At 68.0% G+C, this 25,438-nt stretch carries 19 protein-coding genes; 10 read left to right on the top strand and 9 right to left on the bottom strand.

Annotation, left to right across the window (positions count from 1 at the left end):
* The first annotated feature begins 92 nt into the window (after positions 1-92).
* Genes AC1DX2_RS11000 through AC1DX2_RS10980 form a run of 5 tightly spaced genes read left to right on the top strand, consistent with a single transcriptional unit; the run spans position 93 to position 9,292 of the window.
* The gene (locus tag AC1DX2_RS11000; RefSeq protein ID WP_477196668.1) at positions 93-2,579 is read left to right on the top strand and encodes a DNA internalization-related competence protein ComEC/Rec2; all 2,487 of its coding nucleotides are present in this window, start codon (positions 93-95) and stop codon (positions 2,577-2,579) included.
* Between the two features lie 50 nt (positions 2,580-2,629).
* On the top strand, positions 2,630-4,162 hold the full coding sequence (locus AC1DX2_RS10995) for a circularly permuted type 2 ATP-grasp protein (RefSeq protein ID WP_477196382.1): 1,533 nt from the start codon (positions 2,630-2,632) through the stop codon (positions 4,160-4,162).
* A 3-nt stretch (positions 4,163-4,165) separates the two neighbouring features.
* Positions 4,166-5,125, top strand: coding sequence for an alpha-E domain-containing protein (locus AC1DX2_RS10990; RefSeq protein WP_477196381.1), 960 nt, complete (start codon positions 4,166-4,168; stop codon positions 5,123-5,125).
* 41 nt (positions 5,126-5,166) lie between these two features.
* The gene (locus tag AC1DX2_RS10985; RefSeq protein ID WP_477196380.1) at positions 5,167-8,370 is read left to right on the top strand and encodes an EAL domain-containing protein; all 3,204 of its coding nucleotides are present in this window, start codon (positions 5,167-5,169) and stop codon (positions 8,368-8,370) included.
* A gap of 52 nt (positions 8,371-8,422) precedes the next feature.
* The gene (locus AC1DX2_RS10980; protein WP_477196379.1) at positions 8,423-9,292 is read left to right on the top strand and encodes an HDOD domain-containing protein; all 870 of its coding nucleotides are present in this window, start codon (positions 8,423-8,425) and stop codon (positions 9,290-9,292) included.
* Between the two features lie 33 nt (positions 9,293-9,325).
* Here AC1DX2_RS10980 and AC1DX2_RS10975 read toward each other — a convergent pair whose 3' ends face one another.
* On the bottom strand, positions 9,326-9,877 hold the full coding sequence (locus AC1DX2_RS10975) for a hypothetical protein (RefSeq protein ID WP_477196378.1): 552 nt from the start codon (positions 9,875-9,877) through the stop codon (positions 9,326-9,328).
* Between the two features lie 164 nt (positions 9,878-10,041).
* On the opposite strand from AC1DX2_RS10975, the gene AC1DX2_RS10970 reads away from it, so the two are divergent.
* Positions 10,042-10,926 carry an alpha/beta fold hydrolase gene (locus AC1DX2_RS10970; protein ID WP_477196377.1) on the top strand — a complete coding sequence of 295 codons (885 nt, stop codon included), beginning with the start codon at positions 10,042-10,044 and terminating at the stop codon, positions 10,924-10,926.
* A gap of 164 nt (positions 10,927-11,090) precedes the next feature.
* Here the strand turns inward: AC1DX2_RS10970 and mltB are convergent, their stop codons facing one another.
* The 4 genes from mltB to AC1DX2_RS10950 are packed head-to-tail and all read right to left on the bottom strand — an operon-like array spanning position 11,091 to position 16,250.
* Positions 11,091-12,248, bottom strand: a complete 1,158-nt coding sequence (gene mltB, locus AC1DX2_RS10965) for a lytic murein transglycosylase B (RefSeq protein ID WP_477196376.1) — start codon at positions 12,246-12,248, stop codon at positions 11,091-11,093.
* Positions 12,245-14,266 carry a transglutaminase TgpA family protein gene (locus AC1DX2_RS10960; RefSeq protein ID WP_477196375.1) on the bottom strand — a complete coding sequence of 674 codons (2,022 nt, stop codon included), beginning with the start codon at positions 14,264-14,266 and terminating at the stop codon, positions 12,245-12,247. The genes mltB and AC1DX2_RS10960 overlap by 4 nt, the downstream gene beginning before the upstream one ends.
* Complete coding sequence (locus AC1DX2_RS10955; RefSeq protein ID WP_477196374.1) at positions 14,260-15,288, bottom strand: DUF58 domain-containing protein; 1,029 nt, start codon at positions 15,286-15,288, stop codon at positions 14,260-14,262. The genes AC1DX2_RS10960 and AC1DX2_RS10955 overlap by 7 nt, the downstream gene beginning before the upstream one ends.
* A gap of 38 nt (positions 15,289-15,326) precedes the next feature.
* Complete coding sequence (locus AC1DX2_RS10950; RefSeq protein WP_477196373.1) at positions 15,327-16,250, bottom strand: AAA family ATPase; 924 nt, start codon at positions 16,248-16,250, stop codon at positions 15,327-15,329.
* 28 nt (positions 16,251-16,278) lie between these two features.
* On the opposite strand from AC1DX2_RS10950, the gene AC1DX2_RS10945 reads away from it, so the two are divergent.
* Together AC1DX2_RS10945 and AC1DX2_RS10940 are read left to right on the top strand one after the other, a co-directional pair.
* Positions 16,279-17,232, top strand: coding sequence for a histone deacetylase family protein (locus AC1DX2_RS10945; protein ID WP_477196372.1), 954 nt, complete (start codon positions 16,279-16,281; stop codon positions 17,230-17,232).
* Positions 17,225-18,592, top strand: coding sequence for a mechanosensitive ion channel family protein (locus AC1DX2_RS10940; protein ID WP_477196371.1), 1,368 nt, complete (start codon positions 17,225-17,227; stop codon positions 18,590-18,592). The genes AC1DX2_RS10945 and AC1DX2_RS10940 overlap by 8 nt, the downstream gene beginning before the upstream one ends.
* Here the strand turns inward: AC1DX2_RS10940 and AC1DX2_RS10935 are convergent.
* From AC1DX2_RS10935 to AC1DX2_RS10920, 4 genes are all read right to left on the bottom strand, one after another.
* Positions 18,589-19,335, bottom strand: a complete 747-nt coding sequence (locus AC1DX2_RS10935; RefSeq protein ID WP_477196370.1) for an ABC transporter ATP-binding protein — start codon at positions 19,333-19,335, stop codon at positions 18,589-18,591. The two genes, AC1DX2_RS10940 and AC1DX2_RS10935, sit on opposite strands and share 4 nt — an antisense overlap.
* Positions 19,332-21,161: a branched-chain amino acid ABC transporter ATP-binding protein/permease gene (locus tag AC1DX2_RS10930; RefSeq protein ID WP_477196369.1), complete on the bottom strand. Its 1,830-nt coding sequence runs from the start codon at positions 21,159-21,161 to the stop codon at positions 19,332-19,334. Before AC1DX2_RS10930 ends, AC1DX2_RS10935 begins: the two co-directional genes overlap by 4 nt.
* Positions 21,158-22,207, bottom strand: a complete 1,050-nt coding sequence (locus tag AC1DX2_RS10925; RefSeq protein WP_477196368.1) for a branched-chain amino acid ABC transporter permease — start codon at positions 22,205-22,207, stop codon at positions 21,158-21,160. The genes AC1DX2_RS10930 and AC1DX2_RS10925 overlap by 4 nt, the downstream gene beginning before the upstream one ends.
* A gap of 115 nt (positions 22,208-22,322) precedes the next feature.
* On the bottom strand, positions 22,323-23,471 hold the full coding sequence (locus tag AC1DX2_RS10920) for an ABC transporter substrate-binding protein (RefSeq protein WP_477196367.1): 1,149 nt from the start codon (positions 23,469-23,471) through the stop codon (positions 22,323-22,325).
* A gap of 281 nt (positions 23,472-23,752) precedes the next feature.
* Between AC1DX2_RS10920 and AC1DX2_RS10915 the strand changes: the two genes are divergently transcribed.
* Entirely contained in the window at positions 23,753-24,502 is a 750-nt protein-coding gene (locus AC1DX2_RS10915) for an electron transfer flavoprotein subunit beta/FixA family protein (protein ID WP_477196366.1), read from the top strand.
* A gap of 2 nt (positions 24,503-24,504) precedes the next feature.
* Positions 24,505-25,437: an electron transfer flavoprotein subunit alpha/FixB family protein gene (locus AC1DX2_RS10910; protein WP_477196365.1), complete on the top strand. Its 933-nt coding sequence runs from the start codon at positions 24,505-24,507 to the stop codon at positions 25,435-25,437.
* The last annotated feature ends 1 nt before the right edge of the window (position 25,438 follow it).

Below are 25,438 nucleotides of genomic sequence, written 5' to 3'. Positions count from 1 at the left end.
GATCCGCCACGTTAGCATGGGGTGTGCGTGAGCCTTCCGCTGCCCCTTCAGCCGTTCTCCCCAGCGCAGCCACCGCCAGTCTGGTGGTGCTGATGTTGCCCGCCTTGCTGGCCTGGGTGGTCGGCACAGCCGCGCAGCTGTTTCAGCCCAGCTTGTCCGGTGCCGGAACCTATGCTGTGCTGGTGGTGGGGGCAGTGGTGCTGGCCGCTCTGGCGGTGGGGCTGCTGCGTAGGCACAGACCGGTCTGGGCGGCTGGCCTGTGCATGGCGTTGGGCGTGGCACTGCTGGCCTTTGCGCTGACCGGCCTGCGTGCTGCCAGCTTCCAGGCCGCTGCCATGCCGAGCGCCCTGGAGGGGCGTGACCTGCGGGTGGTCGGCGTGGTAGCCGCCATGCCGCAGCGCAATGACGCTGCGCTGCGCTTTCGCCTCGATGTGGAGTCCGCCACGCTGGATGGCCAGGCCGTGCCTTTGCCTTCGGGCATCTACCTGTCCTGGTACTACGGCGCGCTGTATGGCGCCCCTGGCGGTGGCGGTGGTACCGGTGGCACCCTGCGGCCTCCGGCCCTGCAGGCTGGCGAGCGCTGGCTGCTGACAGTGCGGCTGAAGGCGCCGCACGGCGGCGCCAACCCGCATGGCTTTGATTTCGAGCTGTGGATGTGGGAGCAGGGTCTGCAGGCCACCGGTTACGTGCGCGCCGGGCCGCACGACGCGCCGCCGCAGCGCCTGGGGCAAACCGGCGGGCACCCGCTGGAGCGCGCGCGCCAGCGGGTGCGGGATGCGATCTTCCAGCACCTGGCCGCCCGCCCGACGGGCGCGCCTGAGGATGCCGATGAAGACTTCGGCCGCCAGTTGCGCGAGCAGGCGCGCCGCGCCGGTGTGGTGGCCGCGCTGGTGGTGGGCGACCAGAGCGCGATAGACCGCGCGGATTGGGACGTGTTCCGCGCCACCGGGGTGGCGCACCTGGTCAGCATCAGTGGGCTGCACATCACGATGTTTGCCTGGGGCGCATCGCTGCTGCTGGGCTGGCTGTGGCGGCGCTCGGCTCGCCTGTGCCTGTGGTTGCCGGCCGTGCACGCCGGCCTGCTGGGCGGCGTGCTGCTGGCCAGCGCCTATGCGTTGTTCAGCGGCTGGGGCGTGCCCTCGCAGCGCACCATCTGCATGCTGGCCACGGTCAGCCTGCTGCGGCTGTTCGCGCTGCGCTGGCCGTGGACGCAGGTCTGGCTGCTGGCCTGCGCGGTGGTGGTGGCGCTGGACCCCTGGGCACTGCTGCAGGCCGGCTTCTGGCTCAGCTTTGTGGCCGTGGGCATCCTGTTTGCCGCTGACCCGGGCACGGGCGCCGCGCCAAACTCCGCCGGCACCCATCCGCTGCGCCGATTGTCGGCGCATGCTGGCAAGGCGTTGCGCGAGCAGTGGGTGATCACCATCGCGCTGGCGCCGCTGACGCTGCTGCTGTTCGGCCAGGTGTCGCTGGTGGGGCTGGTGGCCAATGCGCTGGCCATTCCCTGGGTCACGCTGGTGGTGACGCCGCTGGCCATGCTGGGGGTGTTGGTGGCGCCGTTGTGGGACGCCGCCGCCTGGGCGGTGCAGATGCTGGCCGGCTACCTCAACCTGCTGCTGCAATGGCCCTGGGCCACGCTGAGCATGGCGCAGGCACCCGCCTGGGCCGGCACGGTGGGTGTGCTGGGCGGCGTGCTGCTGGTGCTGCGCTGGCCCTGGCGTTTGCGGCTGCTGGGCCTGCCACTGCTGCTGCCGGCGCTGCTGTGGAGCGCGCCCACGCCGCCACCCGGTCAATTTGAGCTGTTGGCGGCCGACGTCGGCCAGGGCAATGCCGTGCTGGTGCGTACCGCCCACCACGCCTTGCTGTACGACGCCGGGCCGCGTTTCTCGCGCGAGAGCGATGCCGGCCACCGCGTGCTGGTGCCGCTGCTGCGCGCGCTGGACGTGCGGCTGGACACGCTGGTGCTGAGCCACCGCGACAGCGACCACGTGGGCGGCGCCGCCGCCGTGCTGGCCATGCAGCCGCAGGTCGAGGTGCTCAGCTCCATCGAGGATGACCACGCTTTGCGCGCCTTGCACGCCGTCAGCCGCTGTCAGGCTGGCCAGCGCTGGCAGTGGGATGGCGTGGATTTCGAGCTGCTGCACCCGCTGGCCACCGACTACGGCAGCGCGCAAAAGCCCAACGCCATGAGCTGCACGCTGCGCATCAGCAATGGCCGCCAGGCCGCCTTGCTGGCCGGTGACCTGGAGGCGTCGCAGGAGGCGCTGCTGCTGGCCCGTGCCGAGGCGGCTGGTGGCACGCTGCGCGCCGACGTGCTGCTGGCGCCGCACCACGGCAGCAAGACCTCCAGCAGCGATGGCCTGCTGGACGCGGTGACGCCGCGCTTCGTGCTGGTGCAGGCGGGCTACCGCAACCGCTTTGGCCACCCGGCGGCGCCGGTGGTGCAGCGCTATGTGCAACATCATGCCGATGTCATAGACTCGCCCCATTGTGGTGCGTCGCTGTGGCGCTCAGACCAACCCGAACAGGTGCAGTGCCAGCGCTTGGCGCAGGCCCGCTACTGGCAGCATGGTGTACCCTGAGGCAGGGGTTGGCTCAAAGCTTGCTAAGTTGGTTATGAATGGGGATGCTTATGCAGAAATTCGACGAGATGTACACCAAGCTGCCCTACGAGTTTTTCTCTGAGGGTGCCAACGTCCGCGAGCACTACAAGATCTACGACGCCTGGCTGGCCCGCCAGCCCGGCGACATGATGGCGCAGCGGCGCGAGGAGGCGGAAGTGATCTTCCGCCGGGTGGGCATCACCTTTGCCGTCTACGGCGAAAAGGACGAGACCGGCGCCGGCACCGAGCGGCTGATCCCGTTCGACCTGATTCCGCGAATCATCCCGGCCCACGAATGGGACAGCATGGAAAAAGGCCTGGTGCAGCGGGTCACCGCGCTGAACCGCTTCGTGCATGACGTCTACCACGGGCAGGAAATCCTGAAGGCCGGCGTCATCCCCACCGAGCAGGTGCTGGACAACGCCCAGTTCCGCCGCGAGATGATGGGCGTGGACGTGCCCAACCAGATCTACTCGCACATCTCGGGCATAGACATCGTGCGCGCGCCCAATGCCAAGGGTGAGGGCGAGTACTACGTGCTGGAGGACAACCTGCGCGTGCCCAGCGGCGTCAGCTACATGCTGGAAGACCGCAAGATGATGATGCGGCTGTTCCCGGCGCTGTTCAACGCGCACCGCGTGGCACCCATCGACCACTACCCTGATCTGCTGCTGGAAACCCTGCGCGCCTCCAGCCCCGCCACCACCGCCGAGCCCACCGTGGTGGTGCTGACGCCCGGCATGTACAACAGCGCCTATTTCGAGCACGCCTTCCTGGCCCAGCAGATGGGGGTGGAGCTGGTGGAGGGGCAGGACTTGTTCGTCAAGGACGGCTTTGTGTACATGCGCACCACCCGCGGCCCCAAGCGGGTGGACGTGATCTACCGCCGTGTGGACGACGATTTCCTGGACCCCAGCGTGTTCCGCCCCGGCTCCACGCTGGGTTGCGCCGGGTTGCTGGATGTGTACCGCAGCGGCCACGTCAGCATCTGCAACGCGGTGGGCACCGGCGTGGCGGACGACAAGTCCATCTACCCCTACGTGCCCAAGATGATCGAGTTCTACCTGGGCGAGAAACCCATCTTGAACAACGTGCCCACCTACATGTGCCGCGACAAGGAAGACCTGGCCTACACGCTGGCCAACCTGAAGGACCTGGTGGTCAAGGAAGTGCACGGCGCCGGCGGCTACGGCATGCTGGTGGGGCCGGCCGCCACCAAGGCCGAGATCGAGGATTTCCGCAAGGCACTGGAGGCCAACCCCAGCGGCTACATCGCCCAGCCCACGCTCAGCCTGTCGAGCTGCCCCACCTTCGTCGAGAGCGGCATCGCGCCGCGCCACATCGACCTGCGGCCCTACGTGCTCAGCGGCAAGGAGGTGCAGATGGTGCCCGGCGGCCTGACCCGCGTGGCGCTTAAAGAGGGCTCGCTGGTGGTCAATTCGTCGCAGGGCGGCGGCACCAAGGACACCTGGATACTCGAAGACCCCACGCGGCCGCCGCCAGCGCCGCCCAAGGCGCAGTCCCAATCGCAATCCCAATCCTGGCCCGGCGGGAAGGAGTGAACCATGCTGTCACGCACCGCAGACCATTTGTTCTGGATGTCCCGCTACACCGAGCGGGCCGAAAACACCGCCCGCATGCTGGACGTCAACTACCAGGCCTCGCTGCTGCCGCAGTCCGACGCCGTGGCGCTGGTGGGCTGGCAGGGCCTGCTCAGCATCAGCGAGCTGCGCGGCAGTTACGACCAGCAGTACGACGACGTGCACGCGCGCGACGTGATGGACTTCATGGTCAAGGACGAAAGCAACCCGTCTTCCATCATGTCCTGCCTGGGCGCGGCGCGTGAAAACGCCCGTGCCGTGCGCGGCGCGCTGACCACCGAGGTGTGGGAGACGCAGAACCAGACCTGGCTGGAGGTCAAGCGCATGGTGCGCTCGGGCGAGTTCGAGGCCGACCCGGCGCAGTTCTTTGAATGGGTCAAGTTCCGCTCGCACCTGTCGCGCGGCGTCACCGTGGGCACCATGCTGATGGACGAGGCCCTGTACTTCATGCGCCTGGGCACTTTCCTGGAGCGCGCCGACAACACCGCACGGCTGGTGGACGTGAAGTTCCATGCCGTCAACAGCGACTTCTACGGCACCGCCAGCGAGAAGGACCAGGAGTACGACTTCTACCACTGGAGCGCCATCCTGCGCAGCGTGTCGGGCTTCGAGGTCTACCGCAAGGTGTACCGCGACGTCATCAAGCCCGAGCGCGTGGCCGAGCTGCTGATCCTGCGGCCCGACATGCCGCGCTCGCTGCACGCCAGCCTGAACGAGGTGGTGGCCAACCTGTCGCTGGTGGCCAGCGACGCCGGCAGCGAAACGCTGCGCCGTGCCGGCAAGCTGCGCGCCGACCTGAAGTACGGCCGCATCGACGACATCCTGGCCACCGGGCTGCACGCCTACCTGACGCAGTTCCTGGACCGCGTCAACGACCTGGGCGTCAACATCAGCCGCGATTTCCTGATTCCTTCGGGGGCCTGATTGAGCATGCGGGCACGGCGGCCGTGGTGCGACCTGTTGCCATGCGCCTGATCGACCGCGTGTCGGGCTGGCTGGGCGCCCTGAGCGTTGGCCGCAAGCTGACGCTGATCTACCTGCTGGACCTGACGGCGGTGATCTACATCTCGGGCATCCTGATCCACGAGAAATACCTGGCCATCGACTTTGCCCGCAAGGAGATTGTGGGCGTGGTCTACACCTCCGCCGTGCGCGATGTGCTGATGGGCGCGCTGGTCGCGCCCGGCCAGCTCAAGGTGGCGCCGGCCCAGGCCATGGACGCGCTGCAGGCCGCGCAAACCGCCAGCGACGCGCTGCTGGGCACGGCCGACGACAGCGCCGCTTTCCTGGCCGCGCGCCAGGCGCCGCGGCAAGGCAGTGCGGCCGTCAAGCCGGTGATACAGCGCGCCCGCGACCTGTTGACCACGGTGGGCAACCAGTCCAACCTGATCCTGGACCCGGACCTGGACAGCTACTACGCCATGTCCGTCACCGTGTTGCGCCTGCCCGAGCTGGTGGAGGTGCTGCACGACACCATCCAGGCCGTCAACGCCAAGGGCGCGCGGGGTGGCAACACCGGCGCGCAGAGCACCGCCTTGCTGATCGTCGCCGGCCGGCTGGACGCCATCAGCCAGGGCATACGCGCGGACTACAAGCAGGCCTATGCAGCCGGCGCGCCGCAGCTGAAGGCCGAGCTGCAGCGCAGCCAGGAGGCGCTGGACGCGCGCCTCACACAGTTGCTGGCCCAGGTGCAGCATCTGGCCGACCGCGACGTCACCAGCAGCGACCTGCGCGACGCCAGCGCGGCTTACAACGACGCGCTGCTGCTGCTCAACACCGCCTGGGTGGCCGGCACACAAAGCCTGGACCGTTTGCTGCACGATCGGGTGGACACCCTGTTCGCCCGCATGTGGCTGCACCTGGGCACGGCGCTGCTGCTGCTGTCGTGCATCCTGAGCCTGGTGTACCTGGTGGCGCGGCAGATTTCGCGCCCGCTGAAAAGGCTGTCGCTGGTGGCTGACGAGGTGCGCCGCACCGGCGACCACAGCCACCGCGCGCACTGGAGCAGCCGCGACGAGATCGGCCAGCTGGTCAACGCCTTCAACGGCATGCTCAGCCAGCTGGACCGCGACCGCGTGCTGCAGCAGGAGCTGGCCGCGAGCGCCCGCGCCGCGCAGGCCCAGCAGGAGATGGCCGAATCCATCCCCATCCCCATGGTGGTCACCTCGGTGCCCGAACACCAGGTGCTGCACGCCAACGAGCCGGCCCTGCCCTGGCTGAACGGCCGCAGCAACGACCCCTGGTTGAATGGCCTGGAGCCGGGCGTGCGCGCACGCTTCTTCCAGCGCTTGGCCGACCGCGGCAAGGTCGACGAATTCGAAGTGCGCTGGCTGGGCGGCACCGAGCCTGCATGGGCGGTGCTGTCGGCCCGGCGCTTGAGCTTCCAGGGCCAGGACGCGGTGCTGACCACCTTCACCCCGATCAACGTGCTCAAGCTGATGGAGCAACGCCTGGAGCTGTGGGCCAAGGTGTTCGAGGCGTCCAGCGAAAGCATCGTCATCATGGACGCGCAACAGCGCGTGCTGAGCGTCAACCAGGCCTTCTGCCGCACCACCTCATACGATTACTACGAGGTGCTGGGCGAGCAGCTGGGCATGATGCTGCTGGACGGTGACCAGGACGGCCAGCTGTCGCTGCAGATTCGCCGCGCCATCGAGCAGCGCGATGCCTGGCAGGGCGAGGTGCGATTCCGCAAGCGCTCGGGCGAAACCTATCCGGCCTGGCTGATGATCTCGGCGGTGCGCGAATCGGCCAAGCAGGGTGCGGTGTCGCATTACATCGGCATCTCCATCGACATCACTGACCGCAAGCGCACCGAGGCGCGGGTGCAGTTCCTGGCCCACCACGACGTGCTCACCGAGCTGCCCAACCGCTCGCTGTGCGTGGACCAGTTGCGCGCCGCGCTGGACAATGCGCGCGAGTTCAACCAGCACGTGGCGGTGCTGTTCATTGACCTGGACCGCTTCAAGAACATCAACGACACGCTGGGCCACCATGTCGGCGACGGCCTGCTGCGCTCGGTGGCGGCGCGCCTGCAGCAAGCGGTGCGCGCGGGCGACACGGTGAGCCGCCTGGGCGGTGACGAGTTCGTCGTCATCCTGCGGGTGGTGGAGGACGGCGACGAGGCCCGCACCATCGTCAACCAGCGGCTGATCCCGCTGATCCGCCAGACCCACCATGTCGAGGGGCATGACCTGCAGGTGTCGTGCAGCGTGGGCATCGCCGTCTACCCCGAGGACGGCACCGACCTGGACGAGCTGATGCGCCGTGCCGATGCCGCCATGTACGAGGCCAAGGCGGCGGGCCGCGACATGGCGCGCATGTTCGTGCCCGAGATCGATCAACTGGCGCGCGAGCGCCAGACGCTGGAGCAGTGCCTGCGCAACGCCTTGGAGCGCGGCGAGATGTCGCTGCACTACCAGCCGCGCCTGCGGGCCGGCTCATTGGCCATGGTGGGGGTGGAGGCGCTGCTGCGCTGGAACAGCGCCGAGCTGGGGCCGGTGGAGCCGGCGCGCTTCATCCCGGTGGCCGAAGAGACCGGCCAGATCCGCGAGCTGGGCCTGTGGGTGATGCACGAGGCCTGCGCGCAATTGATGCGCTGGCAGGCCGCCGGCCTGCGTGACCTGCACCTGTCCATCAACCTGTCGGCGGCGCAGCTGGCCGATCCGGGCCTGGTGGGCGAACTGCGCCGCTGCATTGACCAACACGGCTGCGACCCGGCGCTGCTGGAGCTGGAGATCACCGAATCGCACCTGATGGGCGACGCCATCGCCGCCGAGGACAAGCTGGCCGCCTTGAAGAGCCTGGGCCTGCGTCTGTCGGTGGACGACTTCGGCACCGGCTACTCCAGCCTGGCCTATCTGAAGCGCTTTCCCATCGACAAGCTGAAGATCGACCAGTCCTTCGTGCGCGACATGCTGACCGACCCGACCGACCTGGCCATCATCCGCGCCATCATTGCGCTGGGCCACACGCTGGGCCTGGGCGTGGTGGCCGAGGGGGTGGAAGACGCCCAGCAGGTGCAGCAGCTGCAGCGCCTGGGCTGCGACGAGCTGCAGGGCTTCCACATCGCGCGGCCCATGCCGGCGCAGGCGCTGATGCACTGGCTGCAGCAGTGGCGCGGCGAGCCCGAGAACCGACGCCAACCGGCGGCCGCATTCCCCATGTGAGCGTGCGCTTCACGCAAGTTGCGCATAATGGTCCGTCTGAGGGGCCAACACCATGCGCGTTGCGGACATCGACCAGGAACTGGAGCAGGCACGCGCCCATGGCCCGGTGCGCGACATCATCATCCCGCCGTGCCCGGAGCTGCTGACCGAGTTGCAAGGCGCGGTGCAGCACGGTGACCCCGATCCGGCCGAGATCGCCCGCATTGCCGGTGCCGACGTGGCCATGGCGGCGGCGCTGATGCGGCTGGCCAACAGCTCCCAGTACGCGCGCTCGCGCGCCGCCCAGACGGTGGCCCAGGCCATCGGCATGCTGGGTGTGAAGCAGAGCGTGGCGGTGCTGACCGGTTTCCTGACGCGCAACGCCATCCGCGTGGACGCGGCGCTGATCTCGCACTTCTGGGACACCTCCACCCGCCGTTCGCTGGCCATGGCCTACATTGCCCGCCAGCTCTACGGCGTGGACCCGGACATTGCGCAAACCTGCGGGCTGTTCTGCCATGTCGGCATCCCGGTGATGCTGCAAGGCCTCAAAGGCTACACCGGCACGCTGGCCGAGGCCATGGCGCGACAGGACCGGTCCTTCACCGAAACCGAGAACGCCGCCCACAGGACCAACCATGCGGTGGTGGGCGCGATTGTGGCGCGCACCTGGAAACTGCCACCGGTGATCGCCTTCGCCGTGCGCCTGCACCACGACTTCACCGCGCTGGGCGATGCCAACATTGCCGCTGAGGTGCGCAGCCTGGTCGCCATCGCCCTGGTGGCCGAGCATCTGGTGGCCATGCACGAGGGTGTGCAGGTGCAGCGCGAGTGGGAGCGCTTTGGCGCCGCCTGCCTGGCCCACCTGCAGATCGGTGAGGCTGAGGTGGAAGGCTGGGTGGATGCGCTGCACCCGGTGTTTGAGGGCGTCAACCTGGGTTGACCGCGCCTGGCTGGTGAGCCAGCCCGCCATGTGTCACTGCACCGGCTGGATCTGCGATACCGGCGCAAACTGCATCTTGCCGCTCTTGGCGTCCCAGTTCACCGGCCGCCAGCAGGACTTCATGTCGACGCGCGCCGTCTTGGGCGTCACCTTCTGGCCGCACAGCGGGCCGCCCACGATCACCGACAGCTTGGCCGGTTTGCTGTCCTTGTCCACCTTGACGCCGAAGGAGCCGGAATCAAAAGCGGCCGTGGCTTGGCCGTCGGCTGTGCCCACATAGACCGCCATGTGGCTGCCGCCCGAGCCTGAGAACAGCGACGCGGCGCCGTCGCAGTTGAAGGCCCCCTGGTCGATGACGAAGTCGGGCAGGCCGTCACCGGTCAGGTCGGCGACGGTCAGCAAGCCGGGCGATTTGGCGGCCTTGCCGCCGACATCCTTGCACATCTTCATCATCCCGCCCAGGTCCCTTTGCACCACCTGGGGCAGCTTTTTGGCTGCCTGGGCCAGGGCAGCCTGGTTTTGCGCCTGCGCGGCGCCCACCGTCAGGAAAAACAGCAGCGTGGCCAGAAGCTTGTTGAACGACATCGCGCACTCCATTGATGGGCTCGCACCGTGCAATGCCGGGACACGTGACGCGAGCCCGACGGCCACGATACAAACGATACACAAACCCGGCGCCATGAATCATGCCTGAAACAGGCGAGTTCGATACTGCTGGCATCAGATCAACAATTCCAGCGACCTACACCATGAACACACTGCAAGACGCCAGCATCCCTCCCCTGTTCACCCACCAGCAAGGACAGGGCGACACCACCGTGGTGTGCCTGCACTCCAGCACCGGCAGCCACGGCCAATGGCGCGGCCTGGGCGCCGCGCTGGCAGGTCGTTGCCAGCTGCTGGCGCCGGACTTGCATGGCCACGGCCAAAGCCCGGCCTGGCCCAAGCAGCTGGTGAATTCACTGCAGGTGGACGCGCTGGGCGTGGCCACGCTGCTCGGCCCCATGGCCGAAGGCAGCCGCAACAACGCGCTGGAGCGCGGCGTGCACCTGGTGGGCCATTCCTACGGCGCGGCGGTGGCCATGCAGATGGCCATCAACCACCCGCAGGCGGTGCGCTCGCTGACGCTGTATGAGCCGGTGGCCTTTGGCGTGCTGCGCGCCATGGCCCCGCATGACGAGGCACTGGGCGAAATCGAGGACATTGCCCACTCGGTGGCGGCGCTGGTCCAGGTGCGTGATCTGGAGGGCGCGGCCCGCGTGTTCGTGCGTTACTGGGGCGGTGCCGCCGCCTGGGACGCGCTGGACGGCGCCCAGCGCGCCAGCGTGGTGGCGCGCATGCCCACCGTGCCGCGCCATTTCGAAGCACTGTTTGCCGCCGAATGGGGCCTGTCCACGCTGTGCCGCCTGGCCATGCCGGTGCTGCTGATCCAGGGTGCCAACACCCGTGCGCCGGCGCAGGCCGTGTGCGAGCTGCTGCGCAAGAGCCTGCCGCATGTGGGCCGGGTGAAGATTCCGGGCGCCGGCCACCTGGGCCCGCTGACGCACGACACCGAAGTCACCTCGCTGATGACGGCCCACCTGGGGCTGAACGCCAGCCTGGCGCAACCGGGCGAGGCACGCGCCGCGGCCTGAGCGGGGAAATTTCCGCCGGGCCGCCCCAAGGAAATTTGCGGCCCCCTCGGGGCTGAAGCCTGCGGCTCACAGCCTGCCCGCGCAGGCTGGGACAGGCTGAAGAGCCATGGCCTCTGGCCATTGGCCTGTCCAGGACGGACACGCAGTGCCGGACGTGGGGGCTATTATTTGTCGAGGTTGGCCGCCGCCGCGCGGCCAAGTTCTATCACCGCCATCGCGTAATAACTGCTCCAGTTGTAGCGGGTGATGGTGTAGAAATTGTCGGTGCCGGCCACGTAGCTGGGCGGCTCCTGGCCGTTTTGCAGCTCCACCAGCGCCAGTTTGCCATCGTATTGGCGGCCGGCCTCGTCCAGCAGCACACCCTTGTCGGCCATGCTGGCGGCACTGAAAGTGGGCAGGATGTCGCTCGCCAGCAGCGCCTCCTTGTCCAGCTTGGCGGCATCGAACTGCAGCGCGAAATGCGTGGGCGTGCCGGGCTTCCAGCCATAGGCCCTGAAGTAGTTGGCCACCGAGCCTATGGCATCGGCGGCGCTGTTTTGCAGATCCACTTTGCCGTCACCGTCGAAATCGATCGCGTACTTGCTCCAGCTCGACGGCATGAACTGCGGCATGCCCATGGCGCCGGCAAAGCTGCCGCGCGGCAGTTGCGGGTCCTGGTCGGCGCGCTGGCATTGGGTCAGGAACAGCTCCAGCTCGCCTTTGAAGTAGGCGGCGCGCTCCTTGGCGCGCGGGTGGCTGGCGGGAAAGTCAAACGCCAGCGTGGCCAGCGCGTCCAGCACGCGGAAGCTGCCGGTCTGCTGGCCATAGATGGTCTCTACCCCCAGGATGCCGACGATGATTTCCGCCGGCACGCCGAATTCGACTTCGGCCCGCGCCAGCGTGGCGCGGTTGGCGCGCCAGAAGGCCACGCCGGCCTGCACGCGAATGGGCTCGATGAAGCGCTTGCGGTAGGCGGCCCAGTTCTTGGGCGTGCCCACCGGCGGTGGCGCGATCAGCTTGGCCACCAGGGTCAGGTAGCGGGCCTGGCCCAGGGCCTGGCGCACCCAGTCGCGGTCCAGGTCGCGCCGCTGGGCGATGTCGTCGGCCGCCTGCATCACCTCGGGCCGGGCCGCATAGGCCGGTCCGGTGGCGGGAGCGGCGGTTTTGGCCGCCTTGGCGGGCTTGGTGCTTTTAGGGTGCTTGGCCGCCGCCTTGGCTTTGAGCGGCTTGCTGCTGCTGGCGGCCGGGGCGGGTGCCGCAGCTGGCGGGGCGGCGTGGGCGCCGGCGGTCAGCAGGCACAGTGCGATGCAAACGGAGGTCAGTCGGGTGGGGAGGTCAGTCACTGGGGCCAGGGCAATTGCTTGAAGTCTCGTTGCAGTGTAGCCAAGCCGCCAGCACCCGACTGTGCGCCAGCCGGCGCATAGCGCCAGGCCTCCAGCCGCAGCAGCCAGTCCACGATGGGTTGCGTCTGCGCGGCTTGCGGTCCGCCAGCGCCAAAGCGTTCGCGCAGGCGCTGCACCATCTGGCGCGGTGGGCTGGCCGGGGCCAGTTCCACGCCGGCGGCGTTCAGGCGTTGCTGGGCTTTTTCCAGCAGGCGCAGCCAGGGGTCGTGGCGGCTGCGCTCCCACAGCGTCCACAAGGCGCCGCACAGGCTTGCCGCCACCAGCAAGCCAGCCAGCACGTAAGCGAGGTCTTCCCAGCTGGGCGACTCGAAGCCCAGGTTCTTCAGCAGGTTCAGCTGGCGCGACTGGCTGTAGTTCAGCACCCACTGGTTCCAGCCGTTGTTCATCGCGTCCCAGACCGCCCGCAACTGCTGCGACAGCGCCGGGCTGACCTGGCCCAGCGCGCTGCCTATCAGCCCCTTGGGTGCCTGCAGCCGCTGAAAGGAGCCGGTGCGCCCGGGCGCCACGGCCGATGTCGGGTCCACCCGCAGCCAGCCCTGGCCGGCCACCCAGACCTCGGCCCAGGCATGGGCGTCGCTCTGGCGCAGCACCCAATAGTCATCCACTGTGTTGCGCTCGCCGCCCTGGTAGCCGGTCACCACCCGGGCCGGGATGTCCATGGCGCGCATCACCACCACAAAGGCCGAGGCGATGTGCTCGCAAAAGCCCAGCTTGCGGTCGAACCAGAATTCGTCGGTGCCGTCGCGGCCATACACGCCCGGCTCCAGCGTGTAGGTGTAGCCGCCGCTGCGCAGGTGGTCCATCACCAGCGCCACCAGCTGCGGCGTGCTTTTGCCGGCGTTGGCCGGGTCGCGTCGCAGCTCGGCCGCCCATTGCAGCGTGCGCGGGTTGTAGCCGGCGGGCAGTGCCAGGTCGTCCTGCAGCGCTGGCACAAAGCGTTGCGGGCCGTAGCGGAAGCTGGTGTGGCTTTGCACCTGGTAGCGCAGCATGTCGCTGATGGGTTTGTCCACCAGCCATTGCAGTTGCGGCGTCATGCGGGTCTCAAACCCCGGCACCGTGGGGCTCTGGGCCGTGGCGTCCAGCACCATCAGCCAGGGCCGGTTGGTGATCTCCATCGTCACCTCGTAGCGCACTGGCGCGCCCAGCACCGTCAGGCCGGGGTTGGTCGGCGGCCGGTAGTAGCTGGGGCGGCCCACCTGCCATTCCCGGCCATCAAAGCCCGACAGCACCGGCCCGCGAAAGTACAGGTCCGACTGCGCCGGCACCGGGTCGATGAAGCGCACCCGCATGGCAATGCTGTCGTCCAGCGCCAGGCTGGCGATGTTGCCCACCGTCATGCTGGACGACAGGCCGCTGCGCCCGCTCATGGCGTCGTTGGGCACGCCCCACAGCGGCGCCAGCCGCGGGAACAGCAGGAACAGCACCAGCATCACCGGCGCGCCCAGCAGCGCCATGCTGCCAGCGGTGCGCGCGGCCTGCAGCAGCGGTGGCTTGCCCACCGGCATGTGGGCGTTGACCAGCGCGGTCAGCAGGCCCAGCAGCGCCACCAGCATGGCGGCGGCCACTGGCAGCGATTGCGAGAAGAAGAAGTTGGTCAGCATGGTGAAAAAGCCGAGGAAGAACACCACGAAGGCGTCGCGCCGGGCGCGCAGCTCCAGGGTCTTGAGCGCCAGCAGCACCACGATCAGCGTCACCCCGGCGTCGCGCCCCAGCAGCGTCTTGTGGGTGTACAGCGTGGCGGCGGTGGTCACCACCAAGAGGCCGGCCAGCCACCACTTGCCCGGCAGCGGCCGGGCCTGCCAGGCCAGCCAGCCGCGCCACAGCAGCACACTGGCGGCCAGGGCGCTGCACCAGACCGGCAGGTTGGGCACCTGCGGCAGCAGCACCCAGGCAATCACGCCCAGCAGGAACAGCGTGTCGCGGCCCTCGCGCGGCAGGTTGGCCAGTTGCTTCAGCACAGCGCCAGCGCCTCCAGGCAGCGCCGCTCATGCAGCTGACCGTTGCCGGGGGCGATCTCCAGGCCGTTCAGGCGCAGGCCATAGTCCAGCCCTTGTTTTTCCGCCAGTTGCACCCAGGCGCACAGGCGCGACAGCCGCGCCTCCAGCGTGGCCTGCACGCTGCCGGTGATGCCGCAGTGCGCCAGGTCCAGCCACAGCTCGTACTGCTGGTGCTGCTGGGCGTCGCGGCTGACCAGCTCGTCGGCCTTGGCCAGCTTCTTCCACACCACCAGCTTCAGCGGGTCGCCGCGCCGGTAGGCGCGCACGCCGTCGTATTCGCCCGTGCTCTCCCAGGCGGCGCCGCTGGCGGCGCCACTGCGCGGCTCGCCGGGTGGCAGCGGCGGCGGCAGGGCTTCTGGGGCTGGGTACACCAGCACCTGGGCGGCCGGCCGCCACACCGTCCAGACGCGGAAGGTGCCCAGCGGAAAGCGGGTCTCCACCGTCAGCGTGGGCACGCGGTGCAGGCCGCGCCGCTCCGGCTTGAAGGCCACGTGCACGGTGGCGGTGCCCTGCGGCGGCACGTCGGTCCACGACCAGTGGCGCTCGGGGCTCAGCAGTGACACACCCAGCCCATAGCGCCAGCGCTTGCGCTCGCTGCTGATGCGTATGGCCACCACCGCGCTGGCGCCGGCGAATTGCGCGTCCGGTGGCGTCAGCGCCAGCGTGATGCCGCGCAGCGTGCCGTGGCACAGGTGCATGCCCACCAGCGCGCTGCCTGCCAGCAGGAAAGTCAGCAGGTAGCCCAGGTTCAGCTGGTAGTTGATGCTGGCGATCAGCAGCACCATCAGCGTGGCCGCCAGCATCCAGCCCGGCGGCGTGGGCAGGATGTAGACGTTGCGCTGTGTCAGCGTCATGCTGTCGCGGAACGACAGCCTGGCTTCCCACCAGCGCTGGAAGCGCGCCTGCACATGCCGCACCGGGTGGCGCAGCGCCGGCGGCAGCGGCAGGCTGGAGACCAGCGGTGGGGCGGGGGCTGTGGCCATGGTGGCTTGGGGTGGAGGCAGGCCCTGGAGTTCCCCGCTCAAGGCAGCGGCACGGCTTCCAGCATCGCGCGCACCTGCTCCACGGCGCCGCGGCCGGCGTCGCCCACGGGGGTCAGGCGGTGCGCCACGGTCTGCGGCAGGATGGCCTGCACGTCGTCCGGCGCCACATAGTTGCGGCCGTTCAGCAACGCCTGTGCCTTGGCGGCCCGCACCACGGCAATGCCGGCGCGCGGGCTCAGTCCCTGCACGAACCAGCGCCCCGAGCGGGTGGCAGCCATCAGGTCCAGCACGTAGTCCAGCAGCGGCTGGGCCGCGTGCACCTGCAGCACCTGCTGCTGCAGGCTTTTGAGCTCCGGCGCGGTCAGCAGCGGGCGCAGCGCGTCTACCATCTGGCGGCGGTCGTTGCCGGCCAGCAGTTCCTGCTCGGCGGCGCGGTCCGGGTAGCCCAGCGAGATGCGCATCAAAAAGCGGTCCAGCTGCGATTCTGGCAGCGCATAGGTGCCCAGCTGGTCGTGCGGGTTCTGCGTGGCGATCACAAAGAAGGGCTGGGGCAGCGCGCGCGTCTCGCCCTCCACCGTCACCTGCTTTTCTTCCATCGCCTCCAGCAGCGCGCTTTGCGTCTTCGGGCTGGCGCGGTTGATCTCGTCGGCCAGCAGCACCTGGGCGAACAGCGGGCCGGGGTGGAACACAAAGGCTTCCTTGCCGCGTTCGTACACCGACACGCCCGACAGGTCCGAGGGCATCAGGTCCGAGGTGAACTGCACGCGCGAGAACTGCAGGCCGAAGGTGCGCGCCAGCGCGTGGGCCAGCGTGGTCTTGCCCACGCCCGGCACGTCTTCGATCAGCAGGTGGCCGTCGGCCAGCAGGCAGGCCACGCAATCACGCACCTGTGCGGATTTGCCGACAATCACCGTGTTAAGCTGATCCACCAGCGACTTGAGCTTTTGTTGGGCATCATTCATGTGCCCAACCTTACCAAAATTCGATGCTGTGAACAAAACCGGTTACTTTTACCACCGCGACTGCTGGAAGCACGAGATGGGGCAGGGCCACCCCGAGTGCCCCGAGCGGCTGGACGCCATCGAAGACCGCCTGCTGGCCACCGGCGTGGCCGACGCGCTGGAGCGGCGCGAGGCCCCCATCGTCGCGCTGGCCGAGCTGGAGCTGGCGCACGAGCGCATGCATGTGGCCGCTTTGCGCGGCCTGACCGAAACCCTGCGTGAAGACGCCGCCGCCGGTGGCCCGGCCTACGCGCAGGTGGACCCCGACACCGCGCTGAACGGCAACACCTGGGACGCCGCCTTGCGCGCCGCCGGTGCCGCCGTAGCCGCCACCGACGCGGTGATGGCCGGTGAGCTGGAAAATGCCTTTTGCGCCGTGCGCCCGCCCGGCCACCACGCCTGCCGCGACCATGCCATGGGTTTTTGCTTCTTCAACAACGTCGCCATCGCCGCCAAGTACGCGCTGGAGCGCCACGGCCTGCAGCGCGTGGCCATTGTGGACTTTGACGTCCACCACGGCAACGGCACCGAGGACATCGTGGCCGGCGACGACCGCATCCTGATGGTCAGCTTCTTCCAGCACCCGTTCTACCCCTATGGCGGCTCGCAGTCGCACGCCGGCAACCTGGTGAACCTGCCGGTGCCGGCCTACACCCGGGGCATGGAAATCCGCGAGCTGATCGAGATGATGTGGCTGCCCCGGCTGGAGGCGCACAAGCCGCAGATGATCTTCATCAGCGCTGGTTTCGACGCCCATCGCGACGACGACCTCGGCCAGCTGGGCCTGACCGAGCACGACTTTGCCTGGATCACCAGCCGCATCAAGGACGTGGCGGCACGCCATGGCAACAAGCGCATCGTCTCCTGCCTGGAGGGCGGCTACAACCTGGATGCGCTGGCGCGCAGTGTGGAGGCGCACGTGAGGGTGTTGGCCGATGTTTGACGCGGTGCGAGGATTGGTCGAGGCGCTTGAATGGGCGCCGGCATCGGCGCCAGGGGCAACCGGCTACCTGCAGGTGAGCGACTGGTCCGACTGGGTGGCCGCGCTGACCCGCCCGGCCGCCCTGGCGGAGCTGGGCGTGCTGCTGCTGTGCGTGCTGCTGGCCTGGCTGCTGGTGCGGCTGCTGCGCCGTGGCAGCGGCATGGAGGGCACGCGCCGCTCCATCCTGTTTGGTGAGCGCGCCCTTGACGGCGTGCTGTTCCCGGCGTTGCTGCTGAGCCTGGCCTTTGCTGCTGAAGCGGTGCTGAAGCACCGCATGCCGCTGGTGGTGTTCAAGCTGGCCATCCCCGCGCTGGTCGCGCTGCTGGCGATCCGCGTGGGCGTCAAGGTGCTGCAGGTGGCGTTCAAGGACGCGCCCATGGTGCGCTTCATGGAGCGCACCATTTCCTGGGTTGCCTGGGCCTGCCTGGTGCTCTGGGTCAGCGGCCTGCTGCCGCTGGTGCTGGACGAGCTGGACCAGATCAGCTGGAAGGTCGGCACCGGCCACATGAGCGCGCGCAACCTGCTGGAGGGCATGCTGACGGCCGGCGCGGTGCTGCTGGTGACGCTGTGGATTTCGTCGGTGATCGAGAGCCGGCTGCTCAAATCCGCCACCGGCGCCGAGCTGTCGTTGCGCAAGGCGGTGAGCAACGCTACGCGCGCCTTCCTGCTGTTCTTTGGCCTCTTGGTGGCGCTGTCGGCGGTGGGCATAGACCTGACCGCCCTGTCGGTGCTGGGCGGCGCGGTGGGCGTGGGCGTGGGCTTTGGCCTGCAGAAGCTGGCGGCCAACTATGTCAGCGGCTTCGTCATCCTGGCCGAGCGCAGCATGCGCATTGGCGACAACGTGCGGGTGGACGGCTTCGAGGGTAGCATCACCAACATCAATGCCCGCTACACGGTGATACGGTCGTCCGCCGGGCGCGAATCCATCGTGCCCAACGAGCTGCTGATCACCAGCCGGGTGGAAAACCTGTCGCTGGCCGACCCCAAGGTGATGCAGACCACCACGGTGTCGGTGGGCTACGACAGCGATGTGGACCTGGTGATGCGCCTGCTGCTGCAAGCCGCCCAGGGGCCGGAGCGGGTGCTGAAGGAGCCCGTGCCCTCGGTGGCGCTGTCGCAGTTTGGCGCCGATGGGCTGGAGTTCACCATCGTCTATTGGATCGCCGACCCCGAGAACGGCCAGTTGGGCTTGCGCTCGGAGATCAACCTGCAGATTCTGAAGCTGCTGCGGGAAAACGGGGTGGACATTCCTTACCCGCAACGGGTGGTGCACATGCGCAATGGCGCTGCCCAGGCAGCGGAAGGGCCCAGCCCGGCCTAACCGCCGGCCAGGCCCAGGTAAGTCGCCGCCACGCGCGGATCGTGCATCAGCTCATCCGCCGGCCCCTGCAGCGTCACGCGCCCGGTCTCCAGCACATAGCCGTGGTCGGCCACCTGCAGCGCGGCGCGCGCATTCTGCTCCACCAGCAAAATCGCCACGCCGCTGTCGCGCAGGCCGGAGATGATGTGGAAGATCTCGCGCACCACCAGTGGCGCCAAGCCCAGGCTGGGCTCGTCCAGCATCAGCAGCTGCGGCTTGGCCATCAGCGCGCGGCCTATGGCCAGCATCTGGCGCTCGCCGCCTGACAGCGTGCCGGCCAGTTGCTTGCGCCGCTGCTCCAGGCGCGGAAACAGCTTGTACACCTGCGCCTGCGTGTCCTCGGCGCCGCGGCCCCGGTAGTCCAGCCGCACGTAGCCGCCCAGCAGCAGGTTGTCTTCCACCGTCATGGTGGCGAACAGCTCGCGCTTCTCGGGCACCAGGCACATGCCGTGGCCCACCCGGGCCTCGATGCCACCGGTCTCGGTCAGGCCGGCAAACTGCAGTGTGCCGCCGGCCATGGGCAGCACGCCCATGAAGGCGTTCAGCAGCGTGGACTTGCCGGCCCCGTTGGGCCCGATGACGGTGACGATGCTGCCCTGCGGCACCTGCAGCGACACCTCGTTGACGGCGCGCACCTTGCCATAGTCCACCGACACGGCGCGCGCGTCCAGCACCAGCTTCTTGGGTTGTGTGGTCAGGTTCATTCCACGCTGCCCAGGTAAGCCTCGATCACCGCCGGGTCCTGCCGCACCACGGCGGGGGTACCCTGGGCGATGCGGGTGCCAAAGTCCATCACCACCAGGCGATCCACCAGGCCCATCACAAATTCCATGTCGTGCTCCACCAGCAGCACGCTGACGCCTTGTTCACGCAGTTGGCGCAACAGCGCGGCCAGCGCCTGCTTCTCCTGGTGGCGCAGGCCGGCGGCGGGCTCGTCCAGCAGCAGCAGCGTGGGGTCGCAGCACAGCGCGCGGGCAATCTCCAGCAGCCGCTGCTGGCCCAGCGCCAGGCTGCCGGCCTCGCGCAGCGCCAGCTCACCCAGGCCCACGCGCTCCAGCTGCGTTTGGGCGGCGGCGAACAGGCTGGCCTCTTCGACCCGGTTGCTGCCCAGCACACCGGCCAGCGGCCCCTTGTGGCCGCGCAGGTGGGCGCCCATGGCGACGTTTTCGATCACGCTCATGGCGGGCATCAGCCGCACATGCTGGAAGGTGCGTGCCAGCCCGGCGCGTGCCATCCAGCGCGAAGGCTTGCCGTCCACCCGGTGGCCGGCAAAGTGCACCTCGCCACCGGTCAATGGCAGCACGCCGCTGATCAGGTTGAACATGGTGCTTTTGCCGGCGCCGTTTGGGCCAATCAGCCCCAGAATCTCCCCCGCCTTCAGCTCGAAGCTGACGTCGTTCACCGCCACCAGGCCGCCAAAGGTCTTGCGTGCCTGGCGCACCTCCAGCAGCGGTGCGCCGTGTGCCGGCTGCTGGCGCTGTGCCAGCGGTTGGGCGCGGTTGGCGTGGCGCAGGCCGGCCGGCAGTGCCATTTGCGGTGCCCCTGTGCTCTTGCCCGGGCGCAGCCGCTGCGCTGCTGCCACCAGCATGGGCCACAGCCCGCCGGGCGCGCGCTGCAGCAGCAGAATCATCAGCGTGCCGGTGACGATGACCTCGAAATTGCCGTTTTGCCCCAGCAGCTTGGGCAACAGGTTTTGCAGCCAGTCGCCCAGCAACGTCATCAGCGCGGCGCCAATCAGCGCGCCCCACACGTGGCCCACGCCACCCACCACCGCCATGAACAGGTAGCCGATGCCGGCGTTCAGGCCGAAAGGCGTGGGGTTCACCGCGCGCTGCAAATGCGCATACAGCCAGCCCGACAGGCCGGCCAGCACGGCAGCGATCACAAACGCCAGCAGCTTGGTGCGCGCGGTGTCGACGCCGCAGGACTCGGCCATCACCACGCCGCCTTTCAGCGCGCGAATGGCACGGCCGCTGCGCGAATCCAGCAGGTTCAGCACCGCCAGCATGCCCAGCGCCACCACCGCCCAGATCAGCAGGTAGATATGCCGCCCGGTGTGCAGCTCGATGCCGAACAGCGCGATGGACGGGATGCCGGTGATGCCGTCAAAGCGCTTCAAAAATTCAAGGTTGCCGAACAGGAAGAACAGGCTCAAGCCCCAGGCAATGGTGCCCAGCGGCAGGTAGTGGCCCGACAGCCGCATGGTGATGGCGCCCAGCGCGCTGGCTGCCAGCACCACCAGCGCCAGACCGGCGAGCAGGCCCACCCACGGCGAGGCGGCGTAAGTGGTGGTGAGGTAGGCGCTGGCATAGGCGCCCAGGCCCACGAAGGCGGCCTGGCCGAAGGACGTCATGCCGGCAATGCCGGTCAGCAGCACCAGGCCCAGCGCCACCAGCGCGTACAGGCCGATGTAGTTGGCCAGCGTGATCCAGAACTCGGGCACTGGCAAGAAGTCCAGCGCCGTGGTCAGCACCACAAAGATCAGCAGGCCGCCGTGCGATGCGGACAGACCGTTGCGGGGCGTGCTCACGACTCGTCCTCTTCCAGCAGCGAATGGCTCTGCAGCGAGCGCCAGGCCAGCACCGGCACGATCAGCGTGAACACCAGCACCTCCTTGTAGGCGCTGGCGTAGAACGACGAATAGGCCTCCATCAACCCCACCAGCACGGCGCCGCCGGCGGCGATGGCATAGCTGCCCAGGCCGCCGATGATGGCGCCGACAAAACCCTTCAGGCCGATCAGGAAGCCCGAGTCGTAATACATGGTGGTGATGGGGCCAATCAGCACGCCCGAGAAGGCGCCTATCAGCCCGGCCAGCAAGAAGGCCAGCCGGCCCGAGCGCGCCACCGGAATGCCCATCAGCCGCGCGCCCAGGCGGTTCACCGCCGTGGCGCGCAAGGCCTTGCCCGGCACCGTGGCGGTGAAGAACACCGACAGCGCCGCCATGATCAGCACCGAGGTGATGATCACCGACAGGCCCTGGCCGGTCAGCGTCAGCGGCCCCAGCTCCTGGCGCCATTCAGAAAACGGCTGCGAGCGCACGCCCTCGGCGCCAAACATCACCAGGCCCAACCCGGTCATGACAAAGTGCACCGCCACCGACACAATCAGCAGCACCAGCACGCTGGCATCGGCCAGCGGCTCATAGGCCAGCTTGTACAGCATGGGCCCCATGGGCGCGACGACGGCCAGGGTGAGTGCCACCTGCAGCGGCTGGGCCAGGGTTTTCAGCGGCAGCGCGAAGGCCAGCGCACACACGATGGCCGGCACCAGCAGGTTGGCCAGTGCCGAGCGGCCCAGGTGCGCGCCGCGCGCGGCATTGGGCCGCATGGCCAGCCAGCAGTCCTTGAAGAAACAGGCCACACCCAGCGCGGCCAGCAGCCACATGGTGGCCGGCAGCTTGCCGTCTTGCAGCATGGCGATGGTCAAGGCGCCGTAGGCCACCAGCTCGCCCTGCGGGATGAAGATGGCGCGGGTGACGGCAAACACCAGCACCAGGCCCACCGCCAGCAGCGCGTAGACGGCGCCGGTGGTGACGCCGTCTTGCGCCAGGATCAGGGCAATGCTCAGGTCCATGCAGGTAGGGTTAGGTCAGGTCAAAAAAAATCCACGCCGGGAGGCCTGGCGTGGATTTTGCCGCATCGCAGCATCAACGCGTGTGGCGTCGTCGCGCGCGGGACTCAGCCAAGCATCACTTGGCCAGCGTCCACTTGCCGCCTTCGATCTGCACCATCACGCGGGCGCGCTGGTCAAAGCCCATGTGGTCGGTCTTGCTGATGTTCATGATGCCGTGCGTGGTCACCAGTTCCTTGGTGTCCTCGATGGCGTCGCGCAGCGCGCGGCGGAACTCCTTGGTGCCGGGCTGGGCCTTCTTCAGCGCCACCGGAATCGCCTTTTGCAGCATCAGGTAGGTGTTCCAGGCGTGGGCCGAGAACGAGTTGGCGGTGCCGGGCGGGAAGTGCGCGTCATGCAGCTTGATGAACTCCAGCGACACCTTCTTGATCGGGTTGCTGTCGGGCAACTGCTTGGCCACCACGAAGGGACCGGCGGGGAGGAAGGCGCCTTCGATGTCCTTGGCGCCCACGCGCAGGAAGTCGTCGTTGATGACGCCATCGGTGAAATAGATCTTGCCCTTGTAGCCGCGCTCGCGCAGCGTCTTGGCCGGCAGCGCCGCCGGCGTGCCGGAGGCGGCGATCATGATGGCGTCAGGGTTGGCGGCCATCAGCTTGAGCACCTGGCCGGTCACGCTGGTGTCGGTGCGGGCATAGCGCTCCTGCGCCACCACGTTCAGGCGGCGCGCGCTGGTCAGCTTGCTGAATTCGCTCATCACGCCTTCGCCATAGGCGTCGTTGAAGCCGATCAGGCCGACCTTGGCGATGCCGTTGTCGGCCATGTGGGCGGTCATGGCGGTCATCATGTGGGCGTCGTTCTGCGGCGTCTTGAAGACCCAGAACTTCTTCGCGTCCACCGGGTCCACGATGCGCAGCGACGAGGCCATGGCGATCATCGGCGTCTCGGCCTCGGCGGCCACATCCACCATGGCCAGGCTGTTGGGGGTGATGGTGGAGCCCAGGATGATGTCCACCTTGTCCTCAGAGACGAACTTGCGCGCGTTCTTCACCGCTGCCACCGGGTCGGAGGCGTCGTCCAGCACGATGTACTCGACCTTCTTGCCGCCAATCTCCTTGGGCATCAGCGTGAAGGCGTTCTTTTCGGGAATGCCCAGCGAGGCCGCCGGGCCGGTGGCCGACACCGTCACGCCGATCTTGATCTGCGCCATGGCGGGCAGCGACAGCGCGGACAGACCCAGCGCTGTCACCAACATGACTTTCTTGAACATGGTGTTTTCCGTTTCTAAATGGCAGAGGTTGCAGGGGACTATAAGGGCATTGCCCGTGCGGCCGCGTCCTGACTTACCCCAATTAACCAACCGCATGGTCGGTTAATTGCGCGACCGCTGTTCATGGCTATAATGAGAAAAAGCACGGTCGTTCTATTTTATCGGATGACCCTGCTTGGTGGGGCGGGTACGTCGGCGTGCCGGCCGCGCCGCATAGAATCGTTCGGTTGACGTGCACGTCAATTGATCCCTCGAATCCGCAACATCTCTGGAGTGGCAGCATGAAAGTCCTGGTAGCCGTCAAACGGGTGGTGGACTACAACGTCAAGGTCCGCGTCAAGTCGGACAACACCGGTGTAGACATCGCCAACGTCAAAATGAGCATGAACCCGTTTGACGAAATCGCCGTGGAAGAGGCCGTGCGCCTGAAGGAAAAGGGCATGGTGACCGAAGTCATCGCCGTCTCTTGCGGCGTGGCCCAGTGCCAGGAAACGCTGCGCACCGCCATGGCCATCGGCGCCGACCGCGGCATCCTGGTCGAAACCACCGAGGAACTGCAGCCACTGGCCGTGGCCAAGCTGCTGAAGGCCCTGGTGGACAAGGAACAGCCCGGCCTGGTGATCCTGGGCAAGCAGGCCATCGACGACGACTGCAACCAGACCGGCCAGATGCTGGCCGCGCTGGCCGACCTGCCGCAAGCCACCTTCGCCAGCAAGGTGGAAGTGGCGGATGGCAAGGCCTCGGTCACGCGCGAAGTGGACGGCGGCCTGGAAACGCTGTCCATCACGTTGCCTGCCGTCATCACCACCGACCTGCGCCTGAACGAGCCGCGCTATGTGACGCTGCCCAACATCATGAAGGCGAAGAAGAAGCAGTTGGACGTCTTCAAGCCGGAAGACCTGGGCGTGGACGTCAAGCAGCACATCAAGACGCTGAGGGTCAGCGAGCCGCCCAAGCGCAGCGCCGGCATAAAGGTGCCCGATGTGGCCACGCTGGTCGCGAAACTCAAGAATGAAGCTAAGGTGATCTGATCATGACCGCACTCGTTATTGCCGAACACGACAACGCATCCATCAAGCCCGCCACGCTGAACACCGTCACGGCTGCCGCCAAATGCGGCGGTGACGTGCACGTGCTGGTGGCCGGCAGCAATGCCGCCGCTGCTGCCGCTGCCGCTGCGCAGATTGCCGGCGTCACCAAGGTGCTGCACGCCGACAGCGACGCCCTGGCCCATGGCCTGGCGGAAAACGTGGCCGCCCAGGTGCTGGCCATTGCCAGCAACTACAGCCACATCCTGTTCCCCGCCACCGCCGGTGGCAAGAACGTGGCCCCGCGCGTGGCCGCCAAGCTGGACGTGGGCCAGATCAGCGACGTGATCAAGGTGGACAGCGCCGACACGTTTGAGCGCCCCATCTACGCCGGCAACGCCATCGCCACCGTTCAGAGCCTGGATGCCACCAAAGTGCTGACCGTGCGCACCACCGGCTTTGACGCCGCTGCTGCCACCGGTGGCAGCGCCGCCGTGGAAACCGTGGCCGCCGTGGCCGCCAGCGCCAAGGCCAGCTTTGTGGGCAGCGAGATCGCCAAGAACGACCGCCCCGAGTTGACCGCCGCCAAGATCATCGTCTCCGGTGGCCGCGCCCTGGGCTCGGCCGAGAAGTTCACCGAAGTGATGACGCCGCTGGCCGACAAGCTGGGCGCCGCACTGGGTGCCTCGCGCGCCGCCGTGGATGCGGGCTACGCCCCCAACGACTGGCAAGTGGGCCAGACCGGCAAGATCGTCGCGCCGCAGCTGTACATTGCCGCCGGCATCAGCGGCGCCATCCAGCATCTGGCCGGCATGAAGGACAGCAAGGTTATCGTGGCCATCAACAAGGACCCCGAGGCGCCCATTTTCAGCGTGGCTGATTACGGCCTGGAGGCGGACCTGTTCGTCGCCGTGCCGGAGCTGGTTGCCGCGCTGTAAG

Source organism: Hylemonella sp. P2_B10, from assembly GCF_056404875.1.
The sequence above is the reverse complement of the archived record's forward strand: the minus strand, read 5'-3'. Positions and strand labels throughout refer to the sequence as shown.